19 protein-coding genes are annotated in these 22,978 nt (G+C 45.1%); 9 read left to right on the forward strand and 10 right to left on the reverse strand.

The window, feature by feature from the left end; all coding sequences use genetic code 11:
- Positions 1–20: 20 nt before the first annotated feature.
- Both CLV59_RS08100 and CLV59_RS08105 read right to left on the reverse strand, forming a co-directional pair.
- Complete coding sequence (locus tag CLV59_RS08100; RefSeq protein WP_111591504.1) at positions 21–1,007, reverse strand: zinc dependent phospholipase C family protein; 987 nt, start codon at positions 1,005–1,007, stop codon at positions 21–23.
- A 96-nt stretch (positions 1,008–1,103) separates the two neighbouring features.
- Complete coding sequence (locus CLV59_RS08105; protein WP_111591505.1) at positions 1,104–1,715, reverse strand: DUF502 domain-containing protein; 612 nt, start codon at positions 1,713–1,715, stop codon at positions 1,104–1,106.
- Between the two features lie 171 nt (positions 1,716–1,886).
- Between CLV59_RS08105 and CLV59_RS08110 the strand changes: the two genes are divergently transcribed.
- From CLV59_RS08110 to CLV59_RS29155, 6 genes are all read left to right on the forward strand, one after another.
- On the forward strand, positions 1,887–2,498 hold the full coding sequence (locus CLV59_RS08110) for a TetR/AcrR family transcriptional regulator (protein ID WP_111591506.1): 612 nt from the start codon (positions 1,887–1,889) through the stop codon (positions 2,496–2,498).
- A gap of 3 nt (positions 2,499–2,501) precedes the next feature.
- The gene (locus CLV59_RS08115) at positions 2,502–3,857 is read left to right on the forward strand and encodes a TolC family protein (RefSeq protein ID WP_111591507.1); all 1,356 of its coding nucleotides are present in this window, start codon (positions 2,502–2,504) and stop codon (positions 3,855–3,857) included.
- A gap of 20 nt (positions 3,858–3,877) precedes the next feature.
- Positions 3,878–5,008: an efflux RND transporter periplasmic adaptor subunit gene (locus tag CLV59_RS08120; RefSeq protein ID WP_111591508.1), complete on the forward strand. Its 1,131-nt coding sequence runs from the start codon at positions 3,878–3,880 to the stop codon at positions 5,006–5,008.
- Positions 5,009–5,030: 22 nt separating this feature from the next.
- Positions 5,031–8,579 carry an efflux RND transporter permease subunit gene (locus CLV59_RS08125; protein ID WP_111591509.1) on the forward strand — a complete coding sequence of 1,183 codons (3,549 nt, stop codon included), beginning with the start codon at positions 5,031–5,033 and terminating at the stop codon, positions 8,577–8,579.
- Positions 8,580–8,973: 394 nt separating this feature from the next.
- A complete protein-coding gene (gene kynU, locus CLV59_RS08130) occupies positions 8,974–10,242 on the forward strand; it encodes a kynureninase (RefSeq protein ID WP_111591510.1) in 1,269 nt (422 codons plus the stop codon).
- A 9-nt stretch (positions 10,243–10,251) separates the two neighbouring features.
- A complete protein-coding gene (locus tag CLV59_RS29155) occupies positions 10,252–11,628 on the forward strand; it encodes a 2'-5' RNA ligase family protein (protein WP_245950829.1) in 1,377 nt (458 codons plus the stop codon).
- Between the two features lie 588 nt (positions 11,629–12,216).
- On the opposite strand, the gene CLV59_RS08145 is transcribed toward CLV59_RS29155, so the two are convergent.
- Complete coding sequence (locus tag CLV59_RS08145) at positions 12,217–12,954, reverse strand: Bax inhibitor-1/YccA family protein (protein ID WP_111591511.1); 738 nt, start codon at positions 12,952–12,954, stop codon at positions 12,217–12,219.
- Between the two features lie 280 nt (positions 12,955–13,234).
- Here CLV59_RS08145 and CLV59_RS08150 point away from each other — a divergent pair, with 280 nt between their 5' ends.
- The 3 genes from CLV59_RS08150 to CLV59_RS08160 all read left to right on the forward strand — a co-directional run bounded on the left by CLV59_RS08150 (position 13,235) and on the right by CLV59_RS08160 (position 16,218).
- Positions 13,235–15,085: a 2-oxoacid:acceptor oxidoreductase subunit alpha gene (locus tag CLV59_RS08150; RefSeq protein WP_111591512.1), complete on the forward strand. Its 1,851-nt coding sequence runs from the start codon at positions 13,235–13,237 to the stop codon at positions 15,083–15,085.
- Positions 15,086–15,242: 157 nt separating this feature from the next.
- Positions 15,243–15,827, forward strand: a complete 585-nt coding sequence (locus CLV59_RS08155) for a DUF6134 family protein (RefSeq protein WP_146616148.1) — start codon at positions 15,243–15,245, stop codon at positions 15,825–15,827.
- A gap of 10 nt (positions 15,828–15,837) precedes the next feature.
- Complete coding sequence (locus CLV59_RS08160; RefSeq protein WP_111591514.1) at positions 15,838–16,218, forward strand: DUF1801 domain-containing protein; 381 nt, start codon at positions 15,838–15,840, stop codon at positions 16,216–16,218.
- A gap of 75 nt (positions 16,219–16,293) precedes the next feature.
- Here CLV59_RS08160 and CLV59_RS08165 read toward each other — a convergent pair whose 3' ends face one another.
- The 7 genes from CLV59_RS08165 to gldA all read right to left on the reverse strand — a co-directional run bounded on the left by CLV59_RS08165 (position 16,294) and on the right by gldA (position 22,610).
- The gene (locus tag CLV59_RS08165; protein ID WP_111591515.1) at positions 16,294–17,487 is read right to left on the reverse strand and encodes a Gfo/Idh/MocA family protein; all 1,194 of its coding nucleotides are present in this window, start codon (positions 17,485–17,487) and stop codon (positions 16,294–16,296) included.
- An 11-nt stretch (positions 17,488–17,498) separates the two neighbouring features.
- The gene (locus CLV59_RS08170; protein ID WP_111591516.1) at positions 17,499–18,722 is read right to left on the reverse strand and encodes a nucleoside permease; all 1,224 of its coding nucleotides are present in this window, start codon (positions 18,720–18,722) and stop codon (positions 17,499–17,501) included.
- A 129-nt stretch (positions 18,723–18,851) separates the two neighbouring features.
- Positions 18,852–19,499 (reverse strand): endonuclease III, encoded by a 648-nt coding sequence (nth, locus tag CLV59_RS08175; RefSeq protein WP_111591517.1) that lies wholly within the window; start codon positions 19,497–19,499, stop codon positions 18,852–18,854.
- 81 nt (positions 19,500–19,580) lie between these two features.
- Complete coding sequence (locus tag CLV59_RS08180; RefSeq protein WP_111591518.1) at positions 19,581–19,799, reverse strand: hypothetical protein; 219 nt, start codon at positions 19,797–19,799, stop codon at positions 19,581–19,583.
- A gap of 111 nt (positions 19,800–19,910) precedes the next feature.
- Complete coding sequence (locus CLV59_RS08185; protein WP_111591701.1) at positions 19,911–20,225, reverse strand: FtsB family cell division protein; 315 nt, start codon at positions 20,223–20,225, stop codon at positions 19,911–19,913.
- 92 nt (positions 20,226–20,317) lie between these two features.
- Complete coding sequence (gene eno / locus CLV59_RS08195) at positions 20,318–21,607, reverse strand: phosphopyruvate hydratase (protein WP_111591519.1); 1,290 nt, start codon at positions 21,605–21,607, stop codon at positions 20,318–20,320.
- Positions 21,608–21,701: 94 nt separating this feature from the next.
- Positions 21,702–22,610 carry a gliding motility-associated ABC transporter ATP-binding subunit GldA gene (gene gldA, locus CLV59_RS08200; RefSeq protein ID WP_111591520.1) on the reverse strand — a complete coding sequence of 303 codons (909 nt, stop codon included), beginning with the start codon at positions 22,608–22,610 and terminating at the stop codon, positions 21,702–21,704.
- Positions 22,611–22,978 lie beyond the last annotated feature (368 nt).

Below are 22,978 nucleotides of genomic sequence, written 5' to 3' on the forward strand. Positions count from 1 at the left end.
TTAATATATTATTTTCTCTGCTATTCTTCTGATCTTCCAAGCATCTGTCCGTGCAGCCATTGACGCTGTAAATTTACGAAATCCAGCAAAGCTGTCGCACTGAAACCTGTATGCGATAATTCCTTTAGCGACGGCTGTCCGGCATTAACCCAGGCAGTATACCAACAACTGGCTACTCCCTGAATGGCCAGCTGCATGCGTCTTTCCACCATTCCATGCATGGACCGGTCATAAGCTATGGTAAAAGCAGAAGAATAGTTTTTAACGAGCTTACCATTACGAAGCTCAAAACTATATTTTGCTGATGCGGGCATCCTGGCAGTCACTTGCCGCTCTGCTTTCAATACTGTATCTGCTGCCATTCCACTGGCTGTTACCACTTTCCAGAAATATGGCTGCAACGCAGGAATATAGACGGCCTTCCCCACCCAGTAGTCAAACGATTTGTCTGCCAGCAATTCCGGTATCCGGGATTCCCATAATCCATGAATGCCCTGCTGCCCGGAATACTGCCCGTTATGATTGGAACAGGCATGCAATGGTACATGAGCATCCGCAATATAATGCCCCAGATCCGCCGATAATCGTAGTATCTGATATTGATCCTTTTCCCGGAAAGCCTTGGTCAGCACGGCCATCATCTTTTCCAGATGCCAGGGAAGAATGCCGTTACGCTGCAGTGAATCCGCTGAATACCTTGCCACCGCCGAATCCCAGCTTCTGGGTATATTCCGGAATGGCATGCTGTCATAAACATCTATATCAATATAATGCCGGGGAGCTTCCGCCGCTACCGCATACCGGCGCTTATCCGGATCTGTGGCATGCTCCGTCAGATATTCCAGGTAAGGTTTATACAATACCATCATCTCCGGCGGTAAACAAAATACCGCCAGCCGGTTTATCCGCTGATGCGCGAAAAAGCCCCAGCCATGCAGACTGACAGCAGTCAATAAAAATGAGCATAAAAAGGGGAGGGAAATTCGTATAGACTTCCGGGTTAACATAACAATCTGGTTTTGAGACGACCAAATTAGTTCATTCTGCAACACGAAAAACGTGGTTCGGAAGAAATAAATCCCCGAACCACATTTTCAACATCTTTACCCAATATTGGTAACACCCCCGCTCACAGCAAACTTCATGGCATCGCCAGCAGAAATATTCGTCAACTGTTTTACCTTGGTGTTAGGAACCATAAACACCTTGCCCGTAATGGCATAAGCATGCGGCACATATACCGCCATGTACCCTTCCAGTCCAAAGTTGCTGACATCTCCCTGGGTGATAAATCCCATCTCCCATACATCTACTCCATAAATCTGCACCAATACCGGATGATCAAATTTCTTCTTCTCTCCCACAAATGCATCAAATACATCCTTAATAGAAGAATAGATGTATTTAATAAACGGCGTACGCTCCAGTAACTTGTCAAATAAGGCGAATATCCGCCCCAAAATAAAGGAGGAACTCAAATACCCCACCACTATTATCAGTAGGAATACCAATATAAATCCCACTCCTTTAAAGTGCAAAAAACTAAAGGCAGCTCCATCTGGAATCAACTCCCTGGGAATCAGATTATCTATCGTAACAAAAGCCCAGTATAAGGTCAATGCCGTAATACTGATCGGCGCCAGAATAAGCAGTCCCTGAAAAAAATATCGCAATAAACGCGACGCAAATACTTTTAATTTAAGCTTTGGCGACATGGTCAATAATTGATGCTGCAAATTACTCAATAATGCGGAATGCCCCCCGCTTTTTACCCCCTCATGAATGTATGTTGTGACATGTAAAAAAATATTACTGGAAACTTTTGAAGTTTAAAAAGTTTCCATAGTTTTGTTGTGAATTGAAAATCGTTAGCACCAAATTATTCTATGGAAGTACAGGAACGTATATTGGATAAGGCTTTTAGCCTGTTCCGGCAGTTCGGAACCCGCTCCATTACAATGGATGATATCGCGCTGAAAATGGGCCTCTCGAAAAAAACACTCTACGCCCACTTCACCGATAAAGACGATCTGGTATTCCAGTCCGTTTCCGGGTTTATCCACAACATCCACCAGGAATGCCTGGCCAATAAACAACGATCCAAAGATGCTATCGATGAGATGTTCCTCGTGATGGAAATGATTGATAAAAGACTCCGGAATATTAATCCCGTAATAATGCTGGACCTCCAGAAATACCACGCGAAAGCCTTTCAGGCATTCCTGGACTATCAACAGCAGGACCTCGCCGCCATGATCAAGGAAAACCTGGAAAGAGGCATCCACGATGGGCTGTATCGTCCGGATCTTAATATCAGTATACTCGTAAATTATCGCATACAAGGCTGTACGGCTAGTTTCCAGCCGGAAAACTTCCCCGGAGAACATGATATGGACAAAGTACAAAAGGTACTGCTGGAGAATTTTTTATATGGTGTGGCTTCGTCAAAGGGGTATAAACTCATTGAAAAGTACAAACAACTATCGCAAAACATATAAACTATGCTATTCTTCAACAGGCTCACCGGCATTGGTTTGTTGGTGTGGCTGCTATCAATCGGAACCGCCAAAGCCCAACAGCAGGTGAGCCCGGAACCTATCCGCCTCTCCGCTAAAGACGCAGTGGACTACGCGCTGGCCAACCAAGCTACAGTGAAAACTGCCAAACTGGACCAGCTGATTCAACTCGCTAAAAACAAGGAAATCAGCGGCATGGCGCTACCATCCATCAATGGTAACGGTCAATATCAATATAATCCCATCACCCAGAAACAACAATTCAACCTGAAGAACTTCGGTCTTCCCGTGGATTCCTTCACCGTGGCCTCCTTCCAGTTGCCACATAACCTGATGGGCGAAATCAGATTAAATCAGACACTCTTCGATCCCAGCGTACTCGTAGCACTTCAGGCACGTAAAACACTGGAAGAACTGGTGAATAAAAATATCACCAAATCTGAAATAGATGTGAAAACCAGCGTGTACAAAGCATATTATAACGTACTCTCCGCACGGAAAGCACTGAATATCCTCAGCGGTACACTCACCACCATGGATAATCTCCTCAAAGAAACCAAGGAGATCTACAAAAATGGCCTCGTGGAAAAACTGGATGTAGACCGTCTGACAGTACAATACACCAATCTGCAAACAGAACAAACCAAACTGAATAACCTGATAGAACTCGGTACCGCCGCATTAAAATATCAGATGGGGATGCCCCTGCAGCAACAAATTGTGCTGACAGATTCCCTCAGCACCAACCAGATCGTAGCTGATGTCCTGGATGTTGATAAATTCGACTACTCCCAACGTATCGAATATCAACTCCTGGAAACACAGAAGAAAGCAAATGAATATGATTTAAAGAGATACAAACTAAAAGGACTGCCTTCCCTCCAATTATTTGCAGCTACAGGCGCCCTCAGAGGAAGCGATAAATTTGACTACTTCGCAAGTCATATGTGGTATGGCTATCTCAATACAGGCTTGAATCTTAGCGTCCCACTCTTCACTGGTTTACAACGCCGCCGCCAGGTAGACCAGGCAGAACTGGCCGTGAAAAAATCTGATGTGCAGATCGAAAATGTGAAACTAGCTATAGACCTGGAAAGAGAACAATCTTCTTCTACTTTCCGCAATAACGTACTGACACTGCAATCACAAGAAAAAAATATGGCGCTTGCAGAAGATGTATATCGCACCACCCGCGTCAAATACCGCGAAGGGGTAGGCTCCAGCCTGGAAATGAGCACCGCTGAAAGCGATCTGCTAACAGCGCAGAACAATTATTTCACAGCGCTCTATAATGCTGTCGTGGCAAAAATAGATCTGCTGAAAGCATATGGTAAACTTTAAATCACTTCATCTCTTTCTATATGAATACTAAGTATTTTTTCCTGCTGCCAGTTACTGCTGTTATCATGGCTTCATGCGGCGGACAAAAAAATTCCAAGGCTGAAAAGGAGAAGCAATTGCAACAGTTGAAAACAGATAAAGCCAAATACGTTGAAGACATCAATAAAAAGATTGCAGCCCTGGAACAAGAGCTGGGAACCAACGATAGCGCCCGTATTAAGGATGTGGTGATTACTCCTGTTGAAGCTACTTTATTTGAACACTATATCGATGTGCAAGGCGCTGTGGATGCCCGCGAAAACGTGAACGTTTCCGCCCGCGTACCCGGCGTAATCACCAATATCGCAGTGAAAGAAGGTCAGGCAGTTACCAAAGGTCAGATGCTGGCCCAGGTAGATGATCAGGTTTTACGCGCTACCATCGCGGAACTCCATACCCAATTGGATCTCGCCAATACGCTCTTCCTCAAACAACAAAACCTCTGGAACCAAAAAATCGGCTCCGAAGTACAATACCTCAACGCAAAAAGTAATAAGGAATCCCTGGAGCGCCGACTGGCTACCATGCAGGACCAGCTCGCGCAAACCAAAATAATTTCTCCTATTACTGGTACAGTGGATGCAGTTATTGCCAAGCTGGGCGACAATGCCGCTCCTGGTATGCCCGCATTCCGCGTAGTAAACGCCTCTAATCTGAAAGTGACTGCCAGCGTAGCAGAAGCCTATGCAGGACTCGTGAAAACAGGAGGCGCCGTAGTCCTGAACTTCCCGGATATCAGTAAGGAAATACGCACCATTATTGGCTTTGCTAGTCGCACCATCGATCCGCTTAGCCGCACTATCAACGTGGAAGTGCCACTGAAACCAGATGCTACTTTGCGCCCGAATATGATCGCTCAACTGAAAATTATCGACTATAGCGCTCCTGGCGCCATCGTGATTCCAGTTGGTATTATCCAGTATGCTGCCGGAAAACCATACGTAATGGTAGCCCAGGAGCAAAATGGCAAAATAGTAGCCATGCGCCGTGATATCCAGCTCGGACGTACTTATAACGATAAGGCAGAAGTAAAATCCGGTCTCCAGAAAGGCGACAAAATAGTTACCATCGGATTCCAGGGCCTGAACGACAACGACCTTATTAAATCCTAGGCCAACTGATTAATGCAAGCTTATGAAAGATAATCTTAACAAAGAGTTTAAGCCTACCAGTTGGGCCATAGACAATAAGGTGAGCATCTATCTGGCTACCTTATTCCTGACCATCGCTGGTATACTCGCATACAACGCCCGTCCAAAGGAACAATTCCCGGAAGTAATATTCCCGCAGTTTATCATCAGTACGGTAAACATGGGTACTTCCCCGGAGGATGTGGAAACGCTCATCACCAAACCCATTGAGAAACAACTCAATGGTATCGCTGGCGTGAAAAAGATAAAGAGTACCTCCATGCAGGATTACTCTATTATCAATATTGAATTCAATACTAATGTTGACATTGAATCCGCTCGTCAGCAAGTAAGGGAAAAAGTAGATGATGCGAAGAGAGATCTCCCGCAAAACCTTACCCAGGACCCTTCTATCACTAAGGTAGACGTGTCCCAGATTCCTATCATGAACGTCAACCTGTCTGGCGACTTCGATCTGCAAAGACTGAAACAGTATGCAGATGATATGAAAGACAGGATCGAAGCGCTTCCGGAAATTACCCGCGTGGATATCGTCGGCGCACTGGAAAGAGAAATCCAGATCAATGTCGATAAATATAAAATGGATGCGGCAAAGATCGGCTTCGGTGATATCATCGGCGCTATACAGGGAGAAAACGTTACCATTTCCGGGGGACTTGTTTCCATGGATGGGCAAAAACGTACACTCAGTGTTAAAGGAGAATACAAAGATCCTTCACAGATAGGAAATATCATCGTCAGAGGACAATCAGGCGCCACCGTATATCTCCGCGATATCGCTGAGGTAAAAGATGGATTCCTCGAACAGGAAAGTTATGCGCGACTGAATGGCAAGAACGTAATCACGCTCAACGTCATCAAACAAAGCGGTAAAAACCTCATCGATGCTTCTGATAAAATCAGAGCCATTGAGCAAGATATGGTGAAGAACCATTTCCCTAAAAATCTGAGTGTAACCATTACCGCAGACCAGTCCAAAGCCACACGCGTAACGCTGCACGACCTGATTAACACCATTATCATCGGGTTCCTGTTGGTAACATTAATCCTCATGTTCTTTATGGGAGCGGTAAATGCCATATTCGTGGCCTTATCTGTACCGATCTCCATGTTCATAGCCTTCCTTTTACTGCCGGTATATGGGTTCACACTCAATATGATGGTGTTGTTCTCCTTCCTGCTGGCATTGGGAATTGTAGTGGATGATGCGATTGTGGTGATTGAAAACGTACATCGTATCTTCAATGAACGTAAAGATCTTGGTATTGTAAAAGCGGCGAAAGTGGCCGCAGGAGAGGTGTTTCTGCCAGTTTTCTCAGGAACCCTCACCGTATTAGCGCCTTTCTTCCCATTGTTGTTCTGGCCTGGCGTGATTGGTAAATTCATGTTCTTCCTGCCGGTAACACTGATTACCACATTGGGAGCTTCCCTGATTGTTGCCTATATCATTAACCCTGTATTCGCAGTGGATTTCATGGACAGACATGAAGGCGAAAATCATCCTAAACCGAAATTCAACAGGAAGTTTACTATTCTCTCCGTTGTATTTGCACTGGTAGCCCTTTTGGGATATGTCAATGGTAGTCCGGGCGTAGGAAACTTCGTGATCTTCGTTTATTTAGTAATCGTGCTGGAGCGCTTCTGGCTGGCAGGCGTGGCCCGTCGTTTTCAACATAACTTCTGGCCGAAAGTACAAGATACTTACAAGAGAATATTGCAGTGGTGCCTGGTGGGTTGGAGACCCGTTTGGACGCTGGTGGCTACTTTCGGGCTGTTAATCATGAGCATAATGATTACGGCTATGCGAAACCCTAAAGTGGTATTCTTCCCTTCAGCAGATCCGAACTTTGTTTATACTTATATCCAGTTACCTAACGGTACGGATCAGAAATATACAGATTCCATCACCCGTCTCGTAGAACAACGTATCACAAAAGTAGTAGGCGCCAATAATCCGATTGTAGAGTCTATTATTTCGAACGTGGCGAAAGGAGCCGGAGATCCTCAGGAAATGACCCAGAGTACGGAGCCGCAGAAAGGTAAAGTGACCGTTGCCTTTGTGGAATTTGGAGCGAGAAAAGGACAATCTACAGTGCAATATCTCGACAAAATCCGCGATGCGGTAAAAGGAATCCCTGGCGCTAACATCACGGTAGAGCAGGAGAAAGGCGGACCTCCCACCGGTAAACCGATTAATATCGAGATCAGTGGTGATGATTTTAATGATCTGACCGTTACTTCGTTCAGGCTTAAACGTTATCTAGATTCATTACATATTGATGGCGTAGAAGAACTGAAGAGTGATTTTGAAGACAACAAACCAGAAGTAGTTGTTTCGATAGATCGCCAGCGCGCGAATGCACAAGGAATCTCCACCGCCATGATTGGCGGAGCCTTACGCACCGCCTTGTTCGGTACCGAAGCATCTAAAATAAGAGATGCCAAAGATGAGTACAAGATTATGGTGCGACTGCGCGAAGATCAGCGTAATAATATCAACAATCTGATGAACCTGAACCTTGTGTACAGGGACATGAATATGGGAGGAGCGGTAAGACAAGTACCATTGTCGGCTGTCGCAGACGTGAAGTACACGAACACCTATGCAGGTATTAAACGCATCGATCAGAAGCGTGTGATCTCTCTGTATTCTAATGTGCTCACAGGCTATAATGCCAATGAAGTAGTGCAGCAGATAGAAGGTTCATTGAAGGACTTCCCTCGCTCCAATAATGTAACGATCAAAATGACCGGAGAGCAGGAAGACCAGATGGAAACAATGAACTTCCTGTTAATGGCGATGCTGGGTGCAATTGGACTGATGCTGATGATTATGGTAACGCAGTTCAACTCCATCGGACGTCCTGCGATTATCATGTTAGAAGTTTTGTTCAGTATCATAGGGGTATTCCTTGGGTTCTCCATCTTTGGTATGGATATCTCCATTGTCATGAACGGAGTAGGTATTATGGCTTTGGCAGGTATTGTGGTGAGGAATGGTATCGTACTGGTGGAATTTACGGATTTGCTGATACAGCAGGATGCCAAAGTAAATGATGCAGTAGTAGAAGCGGGCAGAACCCGTATGACGCCGGTACTCCTAACAGCTATTGCCGCCATATTGGGATTGATTCCGCTGGCAGTAGGCTTCAATATTGACTTTGAAGGGTTATTCACTCACTTCAGACCGAACATTTATTTTGGTGGCGACAACGTAGCATTCTGGGGTCCGTTGGCCTGGACGATGGTTTTCGGGCTGATTTTTGCGACGTTCCTGACACTGGTTTTGGTGCCAACCATGTATGCAATGAACAAGCGTTGCATTGATGTGTTGGATTGGTATAAGTTACCGCGTGGATTGAAGTATGTGCCGTTCCTGGTACTGGTGTTGAAGATATTTATGAAGCGGGATGTAGTGAGAACATTGCATCAGCCGGACTACGTATCTCCCAAACCTTACCATTTCTTCAAAAAACCGGAAGAGATAGTGCAGGCGCCGAAGGAGACCCTCGATAAAGTGGCTATGAATTAAAGAAAGTATAAATTTTTCTATACAGTGTAACAGTTGTAGGTTAACAGACGCCGTCCTGATTCTTCGGGACGGTTTTTTCGTTATATTTGGGTAGAAGAGAGTAATTTTACTTTCATTAACAAATTTTAACATTTGGAATTGTGGGCAATTGGGCAGCCTTTATTACTTTTGGTGCTTCAGATTGTTTTTCACGTTACTAACCTTGTAAAATCCTAGCCACGTAACCACGTAATATAGTGATTACCAATGAAAACGTTCTGATTTAAACAGTTATGACTGTTTGCCTGTTTACAGAGATATATATAAATAAGTGTTAGAATAGCGGACATTTTAACGGGTAAGAGAGATAAGCAGCCATTAAAAGCATTAGCAATTAGGTAAAGATTGGAAGACCATGGAGTACGTAGCATCGTTAGCGTTTGCTAAAGAGCAGGACCAGAAGGATCCGTTAAGTAGATTCAGAGAGCAGTTTTATTTTCCTCAGCGTAACGGAAAGGATTCAATATATTTATGTGGAAATTCATTGGGTTTACAGCCTAAAAATGTTAAAGCGGCTATAGATCAGGAGCTTGCAGACTGGCAGCAATGTGCAGTTGAAGGTTACTGGGGGGCAAAAAATCCTTGGTTATACTATCAGCAATATTGCAGCAAACCTCTTACCAGTATAATGGGGGCTAGTCAGCAGGAACTAACGGTAATGAATACACTGACTGTGAACTTACATTTTATGATGTTAAGTTTTTACAGGCCAACCAAACAGCGGTTTAAAGTGTTAATGGAATCAGGAGCTTTTCCCAGTGACCAATACGCAGTTGAAACGCAGGTTAAATTTCATGGATTTGAACCAAAAGACGCGATTATAGAGGTTTCACCCCGACCTGGCGAACAATTAATCAGAACTGAAGATATTTTAGATATTATTAACAGGGAAAGTGATAGTTTAGCATTAGTTTTATTTGGTGGAATAAATTATTATACCGGTCAGTTTTTTGACCTTCCGGCAATTACGGCTGCCGCACATAAGGCAGGAGCATATGCAGGTTTTGACCTGGCGCACGTAGCAGGAAATATACCGGTATCATTGCACGATTGGAATGTGGACTTCGCCGTATGGTGCTCCTATAAGTACTTGAATGGTGGTCCCGGCGCTGTAGGCGGCGCATTTGTGCACGAAAGATATGCCGGCAACCGCGGATTCCTCCGCTTAGGTGGCTGGTGGGGCAACGAAGAGAGCGTACGTTTTAAAATGGAAAAGGGATTTGTGCCGAAGGATACAGCAGAAGGATGGCAGCATAGTACTGCCCAGGTGTTTAACATGGTTAGTTTAAAGGCATCCCTGGAATTATTTGAATCAGCCGGTATAAAGGCATTAAGAGAAAAAAGTATAGGAATGACCAACTATTTGGAATTCCTTTTGAGCCAGATTAAAGGCATAAATTTCGAAATAATTACACCTAATAATTGTAATGAACGTGGCGCACAGTTATCTTTGTTGTTCAAGGATAAAGGTAAAGAGATACATCAGCGAATGACAGATGCCGGTATCATCGTTGACTGGAGAGAACCCGGAGTCATCAGGGTTTCGCCGGCTCCAATGTATAACTCTTATCAGGATGTGTTTCATTTTTATGAAATCATAGCAAATATTGCTTCAAACGCTTAATTAAGTAAGATGAATTTTGAGAGAAACGAACGCCCCCGCAGGCCCTACTCTTCTGATACCAACAAAGAGAATGATCCCAATAAGGAGAGGGGCGAATTCAAACCCAACTTAAACAGTGAGCGGGAAGGTGGAAAACCCGACTACAACAGCGGGGACCGCGAAGGCCGTCCTAGCTACAATGGAGACCGTGATGGCGGATATCGCCAGCGCGATTACAATCGTGACAGCTATCGCGATGGTGGCGGTGGCTATGACCGTGGTAACGGCGGTTACGATCGCAACAACAACTACAACCGTGAAGGTGGTGGTGGCGGCTATGACCGTGGTAACGGCGGCGGCGGCTACAATCGTGATCGCGGCGACGGAGGCTACAACCGTGAAGGCAGTGGTGGTGGTTACAACCGCGGTGGCGGTGGTGGCTACGATCGTGGCGAAGGCGGCGGCGGTTACAACCGTGGCGGCAGCGGCGGTGGATACGATCGCGGCGGCAGCGGTGGTGGTGGTTACAACCGCGGTGGCGGTGGTGGCGGCTACGATCGTGGCGGCAGTGGTGGTGGTTACAACCGCGGTGGCGGTGGTGGCGGCTACGATCGCGGCGGTGGCGGCGGTGGTTACGATCGCGGCGGCGGTGGTGGTGGTTACAACCGCGGTGGCGGTGGTGGCGGCTACGATCGCGGCGGTGGCGGCGGTGGTTACAATCGCGGCGGTGGCGGCGGTGGTTACAACCGTGGCGGCGGCGGCGGTGGTTACGATCGCGGCGGCGGTGGTGGAAACTACAGCCGTGGTGGCGGACGCCCTGGCATGCAGCGCAGAAAATTTGAGCCAAAACCAGATAACAAAATTTACTTTATCGCCCTGCTGCCAACAGCAGAAGTAGGTAAAGAAATCATAAAAATTAAACAGGAATTTGCTGAACAATACGGCCCAATGTACGCATTGAAAGTGTTGCCTCACATTACCCTGCAAGTACCTTTCACCGCTGATCCTGCACTGGAAAAAGCATTCTGTGATGAACTCACCGAGTTCGCTAAAACACAAGCGCCTTTTGAAGTGTCCCTCAACGGTTTCGGTACCTTCCCGAACAAACAAAACCGCGTACTCTTCATCAACGTGGAAAAAAGCGAAACCATGTCGGCTATGCACCGTCAACTGATCAACTTCCTCCGCAAGGAATTTGGCTTCAGTACTATGCTCGCCCGTACAGGATTCACTCCTCACGTTACCGTGGCCTTCAAAGACCTCGATGATGATCAGTTCAATAAAGCATGGCCTGAATACGAAAACAAAGAATACCAGGCTAGCTTTAAGGTAAATAACCTGTACTTCCTCCGTCACAACGGCAAATCATGGGAAGTACTGCAGAAATGCAAACTGGGCGGCGCTTAATAACAGCTCCAGCCTAAACATAAATGAAAAGGGTCCGTCTGCAAACGGACCCTTTTTTGCTACAAGCGCATAACAGTGCAGGATATAAGTTATCTCTGGCAGCTCCACCGGCCGTTACAGCCTGGCCGGCTTCGCCACTAGAGAATATAGCTGAATATTACCATCATTAGCAACACCCAACCAATTCCCAGAGAAACATAGGTTATGAAGACCGTGCGTTTAATGCTCGCCATCTTACTGGTGAATAATAATAACATGCGTTTTTATTTATAAGACGCGATGTTCATCATATACCCCTATTCAAATGAAAAAAGTAACAGTGAGGATAACTACTCATTCACAAAAAAAGAAGCCGGCCGTATAGAGATACGGCCGGCTTTTGATTAACCCCTATGAAAACCAACTATTGCTCTTTGGCTATAATTGTACTTTAATGCTTAACTAATTATCAATTTTGCAATTACGGTGCCATAAAATCCAGATGCATCCCATTTAACAATTCTTTTGAAAGATCTTAACAAAATAAAAATCCCACCGCTACGAACGGTGGGACCTCTGTATTTACTGTAAATAACTTTATACCGACTACTAGCGTCTGTTTAATTTGCTCAACAAGCGAAGGATTTCCAGGTATAACCATACCAAAGTAACCATCAGACCAAAAGCGCCATACCACTCAAAGTATTTAGGAGCGCCCTGAGCTGCACCTTGCTCAATCATGTCAAAATCAAGAATCAGATTCAACGCCGCAATAGCTACTACTACCAGGGAAAATCCAATACCTACCATGCCACTGTCATAAATCAAAGGCATTTGTATATGGAATAAACGCAGTACAAACGCTATCAGATAAAATACTGCAATACCTGCAGTAGCTGTGAAAATAATTGTTTTGAAACGTTCCGTAGCACGGATAATACCTGTACGATACAGTATCAGCATTGCGATGAAAGTACCGAATGTCAGACCAACCGCCTGTAATACAATACCGCCGGTCTGTGCATTATATACCGCTGAAATAGCGCCCAGGAATAAACCTTCTGCCAGTGCATATGCCGGAGAAAGATATCCTGCCCATTCTTTCTTTGCAATAATTACCAGAGCAAGTATGAAGCCGCCTATCGCTCCTCCAATCATCAATGGGAACGCATTCCCTGTATTACGCATAAACTGGCCCCATGAGAAGGCTGCTGCTGCCATCAACAACACCAGTAAAAATGACATCTTGTTAACAGTACCACGGATGGTCATGGCCTCTCCCTGCTGAGCCGCCTGGCCAAACATGCTTTCCTTCAGTACAGGGTTGTTCGATTGAAATAATGCCATAAAATATAGTTTAAATTTAAATGCCAATTTACTAATTACTCCTGATACCTACTCTTTATACATATATTTTTTGTAAAAATATTAGCATTTCGAAAGGGAATAACTTCTGGTTATAACCCATAACAAGAAGTAATGATAATCACGGTTTTCGGCGGTTATAGTCTACTAACTTTGTGTACTTTTGTAGGCAGGGTCAGGTAAATTCATTTTAGATAGGGATTACTATTTCCCGATTGCCTAAATTTACACCCTAATACAGAATACCTAAAAAGAACTATAGATGCCTAATACTTCGATTCAACAGCTGGAGGATGTAGTGATAAAATTTGCAGGCGACAGTGGTGACGGTATGCAGCTTACAGGTAGTCAGTTTTCCAATAACACTGCCCTGATTGGTAATGACCTGAGCACCTTCCCGGATTTTCCCGCTGAAATCCGCGCCCCGCAAGGGACCCTGGCAGGTGTGAGTGGTTTCCAGCTCCATTTCTCCTCTAATCGTATATTCACTCCCGGCGATGCCTGCGATGTACTCGTAGCCATGAACGCTGCCGCCCTGAAGGCTAACCTGAAAGGACTGAAAAAAGGTGGTATCATCATCGCCAATACGGATGGTTTCGACTCTAAAAACCTCCGCCTGGCCAACTATCCGGATGGAATCAATCCCCTGGAAGACGGCTCCCTGGCCGCTTATCAGTTACATACCATGGACGTGACCAAAATGACCCGCGAGGCATTGAAAGACACGACCCTGGGCATGAAAGAGAAAGATCGCGCCAAAAATATGTTCGTTCTCGGTTTCCTTTACTGGTTATACGACCGTAACATGGATAGCACAGAGAACTTCCTCCGTGATAAATTCGGTAAAAAACAGGATATCCTCGATTCCAACCTGAAAGTACTGCACGCTGGTTACCACTTTGCCGAAACAGTAGAAGCTTTCAGTACCAGATACCGCGTGGAAAAAGCCCGCATGGAACCAGGTACCTACCGCAGCATTACTGGTAACACCGCCCTCGCTTACGGCCTGGTAGCGGCTTCCCAGAAATCCGGTCTGCCACTCTTCCTGGGTACTTATCCTATCACGCCGGCTTCAGATATCCTCCATGAACTGAGTAAACTCAAAAACTTCGGCATACGTACCTTCCAGGCGGAAGACGAAATCGCAGGTATCACTTCTGCTATTGGCGCTTCCTATGGCGGTCATATGGGTATAACCACTACTTCCGGTCCGGGTGTAGCCCTGAAAGGGGAAGCAATGGGCCTGGCTGTAATGTTGGAAATCCCGTTGCTGATTGTGGATATTCAACGTGGTGGCCCTTCTACCGGATTGCCTACCAAAACAGAACAATCGGATCTCCTCCAGGCTTACTATGGCCGTAACGGAGAATGCCCGATGCCTGTCATCTCTGCTTCCACGCCAGCAGATTGCTTCGACGCAATTTTCGAAGCTTTCCGTATCTCCGTGCAGCACATGACGCCGGTTATCTTCCTAAGCGATGGTTATATCGCTAATGGCGCAGAACCTTGGCGCTTCCCTAAAGCCGCCGACCTGCAGGATATTACCGTGAAATTCAAAACAGGCCTCGCTGAAGGAGAAGAGCAATTCATGCCTTACCAACGCGATGAAAACCTGGTACGCCCTTGGGCCGTTCCTGGTACCGCAGGACTGGAACATCGTATCGGCGGTCTGGAAAAACAAAATATCACCGGTAATGTGAGCTATGATCCGGAAAACCACCAGGTTATGGTGAAAATCCGCCAGGAAAAAGTGGATAAAATCGCCGATCATATTCCATTGCAGAAAATTGAAATTGGCCCTGAAAAAGGTAAAGTACTGGTGCTGGGATGGGGTTCTACCTTCGGCGCCATTAAAAGTGCTGTACTGGAACTGCTGGCAGAAGGTCACGAAGTGGCACATGCACACCTCCGTCATCTCCGTCCGTTCCCGAAAAATCTGGCCGAAATTCTTAATAGCTACGATAAAGTATTAATTCCGGAAATCAATAATGGTCAACTGATCAAGATCATCCGCGATCAATATCTTATTGATGCACAAGGATATAACAAAATTATGGGTGTACCTATTACGAAAGGAGAACTGGTTACCAAAATCAGAGAAATGCTCGCATAAGGTAATAACACTTTAATATGATTTAAGGGGAAAGTAAGCGTATAGCGAACTTTCCCCTTTTTTATGCCATTAAAACCGGAGATTTTTTTGTACTTTAACAATATGAAGATTATTACAGCTACATCTTCACACATTATTAAGTTTCAAGTACATTTTTATGAACAGCCTTTTTCGTGTATTGCTTTGCATATTAGCTGTAGTGTCTTCGCCTGCCATGGCTCAGACGAATACCTATGAAGTAAGAGTCGCCAACCGTGCCGTAGGAACCATTGAAGCCCGGCAGAAGGTAAATGGCCATGAGAAAATGATCAGTATTCAGACGCATATTCAGGTGATGTTGTCAAAAGTGAATAGTGTGATCACCACTGAATATTCGCATAACGTCCTTACCCATGCGAAATCCTCCAGGATTACAGGGAAAAATGGAGAGGACAAAATGACAACAACACATAAAGAGGGCAATACATATACAATCGTAATGAATGGGGAAAGAAGCGTTTTGGGAAATACAGAAATCCAACATTGTGTTGGCGACCTGTATTTCAGCGAACCTAAACATGTAACCCGCACGTTCTCTGAAACACTAGGAAAATTCCTCCCCCTGAAGGCGCTCGGAGGCGGAGAATACGAACTCCAGTTGCCGGAAGGAAAGAAAAATATTTACAAGTATGACAATGGAACTTTGGTGCAGGTTGAAGTAGATCATACTTTCGGAAAAGCCATTATTGTAAAAAGTAGTTGATCATTAATTTATGACTGCTTCCATACCTGACATCTACAGCACTATTCATATGCTGTTGGATAACTATGTACCCCCGCTGACTCCAAGAGCTGAGGGAAGCAATAACCGATACGATATGTATTACCCGCACAGCGTTGAACTCTTCGGAAGAACATATCCGGAACTATACTTTGCAGGTGTTGCCGCTTTTGAGAAATATGTCGGACTATATTTCTTCCCAATCTATAGCCATCCTGCTGAATTCACGGAAGTGCCGGAAGGACTGCGAAAAATGCTGAAAGGTAAATCCTGCTTTCACATTAAATCCGGAGATGAAGCTGTAATGAAGGATATCCGGCTGTTGCTGGATAAGGGTTTTTCATTTTATCAATCCAAAGGATTAATTAAGTAATAATCCCGGCTTGTTTTTCTGTTGTAGGGAGATGACAACCGCTCTGGTGGGCCTGGTTGTCATCTCCGGAAAAATTTAACTGATTGTTTTCTCTATAATTTGTCCTGATACCTTGTCTTTCAGGATCAGTTTTTTCGCGCCAAAATGTGTCATCTCTTCCTTCACGAGATAATACTGAGCGTCATAATCCTGTTGTGTCTTCACTTTTGAAATGCCCTCCTGACCTCGCCATACTTCCAGTTGTACTGGTTCCCATTGTTTGCTGGAAGCGCTTTTATAGGCTGCATCTAAAATAGCATTGACTACATATCCATCGTAGAACGTTTCCCTGGCTGCTTTCCCTGCTTCCATGGCATTAAACATATCTGTAAACATGTGATTGTAGCCCAGTTCGTTCAGCTCATCTCCCACAGGGAACAGCCAGCCGCTGTTTGATTCGGCTTTCTCGGCTACATAATCTGCCCCTTTTCCGGTGGTAAACATGTCAAATCCTGTACGCAGGAAACTATTCAGCCAAATAGTACCTTCCGTTCCCATCACTTCATCCCTCAAATCAAGGCCTCCGCGGAATGTCCAGCTTACTTCAAACTGCCCGATAGCGCCATTCTCATATTTTACCAGGCCAATGGCATGATCCTCTGCGTCAATGGGCTTTACCTGCGTATCCGCCCAGCACATTACTTCCAAAGGTTTGATGTCTTTCCCAATAAAACTACGGGCTATTTCTACACAATGGCAGCCCAGGTCCAGGATACAACCTCCGCCAGCCTGCTCTTTATCCCAAAACCATTCGCTATGAGGGCCAGGATGGGTTTCTCTGGACTTGGCCCAGAGTATACGTCCTAATGCCCCATTTTGAACGCTTTCCAGGGCTTTCAGGAATTTTGGGGTATATACCAGGTCTTCCAGGTATCCGTGGAAAATACCGGCTTTCTCGACCGCTTCCAGCATTCGTTTGGCTTCCGCTGCATTTCTACCCAAAGGTTTGGTACAGATGACCGCTTTTTTGTGTTTGCAACAGAGTAAAACCGCCGTTTCATGCAGGTTATTAGGTAGGGAAACACATACTACTTCCGTTTCCGGATGCGCAATGGCGGTTTCCAGGTCTGTCGTCCAATGCGCTACCTGGTAATCTTCGGCAAACTTCCGGGCACTTTCTTCCCGACGGGAATAAATACTCACAATTTTGTCCCTGCTTCGCTGGCCCTGCAGCGAGTCTGCATAAAAACGCCCGATAAAGCCCGAGCCCAGCATTGCTATCTTTGCCATAGTACAGTTGATTATTGGTTTAATACTGCTTGTTGATCATTTTGCTTATCCTTGAATGCGATTACAAATAATACCAATACACCCACTGCAATACCTGCCGGAATCATCCAGATAGTTTCCCAGTCATGCGAAGAGGGGCCCGTTCTGTATTTCTCCACGATAGGGCCGCTCAGCAGGAAACCTATCAACATCCCAACGCCATAAGTGGCTAAGGTCACGAAGCCCTGGGCGGAACTTTTAAATTTCTCTCCAGCTTTACGATCTGTATAAATCTGGCCCGTCACAAAGAAGAAATCATAGCAAACCCCATGTAACAGGATACCTACAATCAACATCCAGTAATGGGCGTTTATATCGCCATGCGCAAAGAGGGTATAGCGAAGTCCCCATGCCAACATCCCAATTCCTAACATCCATTTTACGCCCAGGCGATGAAACAGGAAAGGGATAATCATCATGAATAAGACTTCTGAAACCTGTCCGAGCGACTGTTTGGATGCTGCTGCCTTCATTCCAATTTCATTCAGGAAAGGATTGGTGAAGTTGTAATAAAAGGCCAGCGGAATGCAAATGAGTATAGAGGCGACGAAAAAGGTGCGATAGGAAGGATCTTTCAACATACCGATGGCATCGAGTCCCAGTATTTCCCGTATGTTGATTTTAGTGCCTTTTTTAAGCGGAGGAGTAGCTGGCAGTGTGAAGCTGTAGCCACCCAGTATCAGTGAGGAAACAGCCGCCATTTTAAAGGTTAGCTGCAGCTGGTGCCCTTGTTCCCAACCTAGCTGGCCAATGATTAATCCGGCAATAATCCAACCGCCGGTGCCAAACACCCGCACTACCGCGAACTGTTTACCAGGGTCTTTCATTTGTCGGAATGAAATGGAATTGACCAGTGCAAGTGTAGGCATATACAGTACCATATACACCAGCAGAATAGGGTAGAAGGCACTGAATTGGGTCATGTTTCCTGCGAACCATAATAATACTGCCCCTAATAAGTGGATAATGCCGAGCATTATTTGTGCGGAGAAGAAGCGGTCGGCCAGGATGCCTACAATGAACGGAGCAATGACAGCGCCATATGACTGTGTCAGGAAGGCAATGCTGATGTCATTGTCCGTTGTGTTTTCTAAATTTTTGATAACGAAGGTGCCTAATGTCACAAACCATGCGCCCCAGGTAAAGAATTCCAGGAACATCATGAATGACAGGCGTAATCCGGTGGAGGTTCTCATAACGTTTCATCTTAAAATGTTCTTTAAGATAATAAAATCGCGTTATGAGAAAGCAAAAATTTGATGAACCGAATTAAACGATTCTTGTTTCGAAAGTTTTGCTGGTGGCCAGCTTGCGGCTGGCTTGTATTAGCTGGCTTTTATCAGTTGGTGATAGTACTTACAGGCAGGGCGTAATGCGCATTCTCCACATTTAGGACTCCTGGCCAGGCAGATGTATCGCCCATGCAAGATCAGCCAGTGATGTGCGATATGTACTTTTTCCTTCGGGATATTTTTTATCAGTTGTTGTTCGGCCTGGAGGGGCGTTTTAGCGTTGGTGGTAAGTCCGATTCTGGCTGAAACCCTGAATACGTGGGTGTCTACGGCCATATTGGGCTGTTGGTGGACAACAGAAGTAATTACATTCGCTGTTTTCCTTCCTACGCCTGGTAGTTTGACTAATTCAGCAACCGTGTCTGGTATCTCCCCATTGAAATCTTCCACTACCATATTGGCCATTCCTATCAGATGTTTTGTTTTATTGTTAGGATAGCTAATACTTCTGATGAGAGGAAACAGTTCATCAAAAGTGGCATGACGCAACGCTTCCACATCCGGATATTTTTCAAATATAGCGGGAGTGGTCAGGTTCACCCGTTTATCGGTACATTGGGCGGACAGGATAACGGCAACTAGTAATTGATAAGGGTTGTCGTAAATCAGTTCTGTTTCGGCATTTGGAACATGTGCTTCGAAATAGTTCAGCACAAATGCATAGCGCTCTTTTTTGGTCATGCCGTAAAGATAGAGAAAATGATAGTTGCATTCGCGCTTTAGCAACGGCGAATTACATCATAACGGGATAGTATGTATGGACTAAAGATCCTGTGGCGCTGTATTGGCGGCGTAATCAAAGATCAGTTGCAGCGTGGCTTTCCTGGGAGAGTAGCTAACCGTATTTAAGGTGGATTTGACATGCTCCAGATTAGCTTCTACCTCTTGGGACAGGCTGGGTTGATCCTGACTGAGTGGCGTTAAATCGCTGGCAGTAACAAGACACAGGTTAGAAAGTACAGATTGTGTAAAATTACTCATGCATTGGAATTTTTATACAAGAAATATAGTTAACGACAATATAAACGACAGATGTACAGAATCTATTGTTAATTTAAGGTAATTTTTTGAGATGTGCAACGGGACTGGCTGCTATTTGGCTGCTGGGGGAGGAGTGAGGATAAAGAGATCTTCGTTGTCTTTCTTCATGTAATATTTTTCCCGGGCAAACTTCTCCAGTTTTTCAGGGCTGGACAACAGTTCCTGTTGTTCTTCCTTGGTTTTCTTGATTTCGCTGATGAAGAATGCCTTCTGAGCTTCCAGTTTACTTTCTTCTGCCGAGAATTGGTATTGATACATCAGGTTGGTCTTGTCCAAAAAGGCCACCCACAACACGAAAGCGCCGCCTGTAATAAAGAAAAAGTTCTTTAAGAGGCGTGGCATTTTTATATACTTCAGTTGTGGCATACTGCAAAATACAAATAAACGGCTAATTACAAAAGAAAGAGGGCAGCGGATAATTGCTGCCCTCATAGGTATTTTAACTGCTGTAGCAGTAATTATTTACCGAATTTGATGCTTTTACCTGGGTAAACAGCATTTGTTTCCAGTGCTTCTTCAATACGGAGCAGCTGATTGTACTTAGCCATACGGTCAGTACGGGAAGCAGAACCAGTTTTGATTTGTCCGCAGTTCAGAGCTACTGCCAGGTCAGCGATGGTAGTATCTTCAGTTTCGCCGGAACGGTGGCTCATGATAGAAGTGTAACCAGCTTTGTGTGCCATGTTAACCGCATCGATCGTTTCGGTAACAGTACCGATCTGGTTTACTTTAATCAGGATGCTGTTCGCGATGTTATTGTCGATACCTTCTTTCAGACGTTTAACGTTGGTAACAAACAGATCATCACCTACCAGCTGTACTTTAGCGCCAACTGCTTCTGTCAGTTTTTTCCAACCAGCCCAGTCGTCTTCCGCCATACCGTCTTCGATAGAAACGATTGGATATTTAGCGCACCATTCAGCCCAGTAAGCCACCATTTCGTCGCTGGAAAGAACTTTCTGAGAGCTTTTGTAGAATTTATAAGTTTTGTCAGCTTCGTTGAACATTTCGCTGGAAGCAGCATCCAGAGCGATAGCGATTTGTTCGCCAGGAACGTAACCAGCAGCTTTGATAGCTTCCAGTACAGTTTCGATAGCTTCTTCGTTGCTCTGAATTTCAGGAGCGAAACCGCCTTCGTCACCTACGTTAGTGCTGTAGCCTTTCTTTTTCAGAACGGATTTCAGGTGGTGGAATACTTCCACGCCCCAACGCAGACCTTCAGAGAAAGAAGGAGCGCCTACAGGAACGATCATGAATTCCTGGAAATCGATTTTGTTATCAGCGTGAACGCCACCGTTGATGATGTTCATCAGAGGAACAGGCAATGTGAAAGCGTTTACACCGCCGAGGTAGCGGTACAGTGGCTGGTTGCACTCTTCAGCAGCAGCTTTCGCTACGGCCATGCTTACCGCCAGGGTTGCGTTTGCACCCAGTTTCGCTTTATTTGGAGTGCCGTCCAGTTCGATCAGCATTTTATCTATACCAGCCTGGTCAGTTACGTCCCAGCCTACCAGTTCTTCAGCAATAATTTCGTTCACGTTCTGTACTGCCTGCAGTACGCCTTTGCCCATATAAACGCTCTTATCGTTGTCACGCAGTTCAACTGCTTCATGTTTACCGGTAGATGCGCCGGAAGGTACTGCTGCACGGCCAAAGTGACCATCTTCAGTAGTTACGTCTACTTCAATTGTAGGATTACCGCGGCTATCCAGAATTTGTCTGGCGTGAATCTCTGAAATAATACTCATAGTTCGTAAATTATAAATTTGTTATATGGCTAGTACTGTAAACGCTTAATAATGAGCTAATAATATCTGCAATTACATTGCAAAAACCAGGGGATCACTTCGTCAGGTCCCGGAAGATTGTCTCCAGGCTTTGTGAATTGCTCTGCAAAGAAAGTATGTTCCGGTTATTAATCAAAGCAAATTGTAGCAGGTTTTTTCTAACTGCTTCCACCTCAGCGGTATGTAATCGCCAATAATTCCCTTCCAGCGCTTCTGTGCGACTCACCCCGCCAATTTGCATCAGCTCTTCTGTCGTCACTGGTTCCCCGAAGCTTACCTGTAAGTACCCCGTATTGCCGCCAGCCTGCTGCAGTACGGATAACTTATCATCTGCAATAATCTTCCCTTTGTTGATAATCATCACCCTGTCGCACAACGCTTCTACCTCCTGCATAATATGGGTGGACAATACCACGGTTTTATCCTTACCCAGACTTTTAATCAGTTGACGGATCTCGGCCAGCTGATTGGGATCGAGGCCGGTGGTAGGTTCGTCCAGGATTAATACCTCCGGATCATGGATCAACGCATGGGCCAGACCTACACGTTGTTTATAACCATTGGATAAAGCGCCCAGCTTTTTGCGACTTTCAGGCGTCAATCCAGTCATTTCAATCACTTCCGCAATTCTTTTCGGAGCCGCCTTTCCCAGATGATGTACACCCGCCATGAATTCCAGGAATTCCTTCACATACATATCGTAATACAGCGGATTGGACTCCGGCAGATATCCCACACGCTTGCGCACTTCAAGAGATTCTTTCACAATGTCAAAACCACATACCGTAGCGTTGCCGCTGGTTGGAGGAAGATAGCCCGTGATCATTTTCATGGTGGTCGACTTACCCGCACCGTTAGGTCCGAGAAAACCGGTTATTTCTCCTTTTTTCAGTTCAAAGGAGATGGCGTCTACGGCCTTCTGTTCTCCATATATCTTCGTAAGTGCTGAAACCTTAATTGACATCGGTATTTCCTCTTTTGCGCATCTAAAGTACGAAAAGCATTGAGGTTTTATTGCGCTGGATAAAACTTACTTCAAACTATTTGAATGAGAAATTATTATATATTTTTTGAACGTCAGATAATTGGATTAAAACATGATATTTTTAACATAGATTTATAAATTGGCATACCTATTGCATTATTCAGCATACCTATACGAAATGCAAAGACAGGACAGTACTCAAACAGTTTTCAAAAAGTAATTCAACAATGTAGTTTCATGTTATTCATGTTCTTCACAGGAGGAACCTCCTTCCTGTGTCAAGTCAGTACCGATACATCGTCTCGTTAAAATACTCCTTCCGCCATTCGGAGCATTAGGTTGACTTT

This window comes from Chitinophaga dinghuensis (genome assembly GCF_003259435.1).
Lineage (GTDB): Bacteria > Bacteroidota > Bacteroidia > Chitinophagales > Chitinophagaceae > Chitinophaga > Chitinophaga dinghuensis.

Coding starts and splice junctions, on each gene's coding strand:
- CLV59_RS08145 (WP_111591511.1), bottom strand. CDS start 12,954: ATGGCATTATTTCAATCGAACAACCCTGTACTGAAGGAAAGCATGTTT.
- CLV59_RS08120 (WP_111591508.1), top strand. CDS start 3,878: ATGAATACTAAGTATTTTTTCCTGCTGCCAGTTACTGCTGTTATCATG.
- CLV59_RS08160 (WP_111591514.1), top strand. CDS start 15,838: ATGACTGCTTCCATACCTGACATCTACAGCACTATTCATATGCTGTTG.
- eno (WP_111591519.1), bottom strand. CDS start 21,607: ATGAGTATTATTTCAGAGATTCACGCCAGACAAATTCTGGATAGCCGC.
- CLV59_RS08180 (WP_111591518.1), bottom strand. CDS start 19,799: ATGAGTAATTTTACACAATCTGTACTTTCTAACCTGTGTCTTGTTACT.
- CLV59_RS29155 (WP_245950829.1), top strand. CDS start 10,252: ATGAATTTTGAGAGAAACGAACGCCCCCGCAGGCCCTACTCTTCTGAT.
- nth (WP_111591517.1), bottom strand. CDS start 19,499: ATGACCAAAAAAGAGCGCTATGCATTTGTGCTGAACTATTTCGAAGCA.
- CLV59_RS08155 (WP_146616148.1), top strand. CDS start 15,243: ATGAACAGCCTTTTTCGTGTATTGCTTTGCATATTAGCTGTAGTGTCT.
- CLV59_RS08100 (WP_111591504.1), bottom strand. CDS start 1,007: ATGTTAACCCGGAAGTCTATACGAATTTCCCTCCCCTTTTTATGCTCA.
- kynU (WP_111591510.1), top strand. CDS start 8,974: ATGGAGTACGTAGCATCGTTAGCGTTTGCTAAAGAGCAGGACCAGAAG.
- CLV59_RS08185 (WP_111591701.1), bottom strand. CDS start 20,225: ATGCCACAACTGAAGTATATAAAAATGCCACGCCTCTTAAAGAACTTT.
- CLV59_RS08110 (WP_111591506.1), top strand. CDS start 1,887: ATGGAAGTACAGGAACGTATATTGGATAAGGCTTTTAGCCTGTTCCGG.
- gldA (WP_111591520.1), bottom strand. CDS start 22,610: ATGTCAATTAAGGTTTCAGCACTTACGAAGATATATGGAGAACAGAAG.
- CLV59_RS08105 (WP_111591505.1), bottom strand. CDS start 1,715: ATGTCGCCAAAGCTTAAATTAAAAGTATTTGCGTCGCGTTTATTGCGA.
- CLV59_RS08150 (WP_111591512.1), top strand. CDS start 13,235: ATGCCTAATACTTCGATTCAACAGCTGGAGGATGTAGTGATAAAATTT.
- CLV59_RS08165 (WP_111591515.1), bottom strand. CDS start 17,487: ATGGCAAAGATAGCAATGCTGGGCTCGGGCTTTATCGGGCGTTTTTAT.
- CLV59_RS08125 (WP_111591509.1), top strand. CDS start 5,031: ATGAAAGATAATCTTAACAAAGAGTTTAAGCCTACCAGTTGGGCCATA.
- CLV59_RS08115 (WP_111591507.1), top strand. CDS start 2,502: ATGCTATTCTTCAACAGGCTCACCGGCATTGGTTTGTTGGTGTGGCTG.
- CLV59_RS08170 (WP_111591516.1), bottom strand. CDS start 18,722: ATGAGAACCTCCACCGGATTACGCCTGTCATTCATGATGTTCCTGGAA.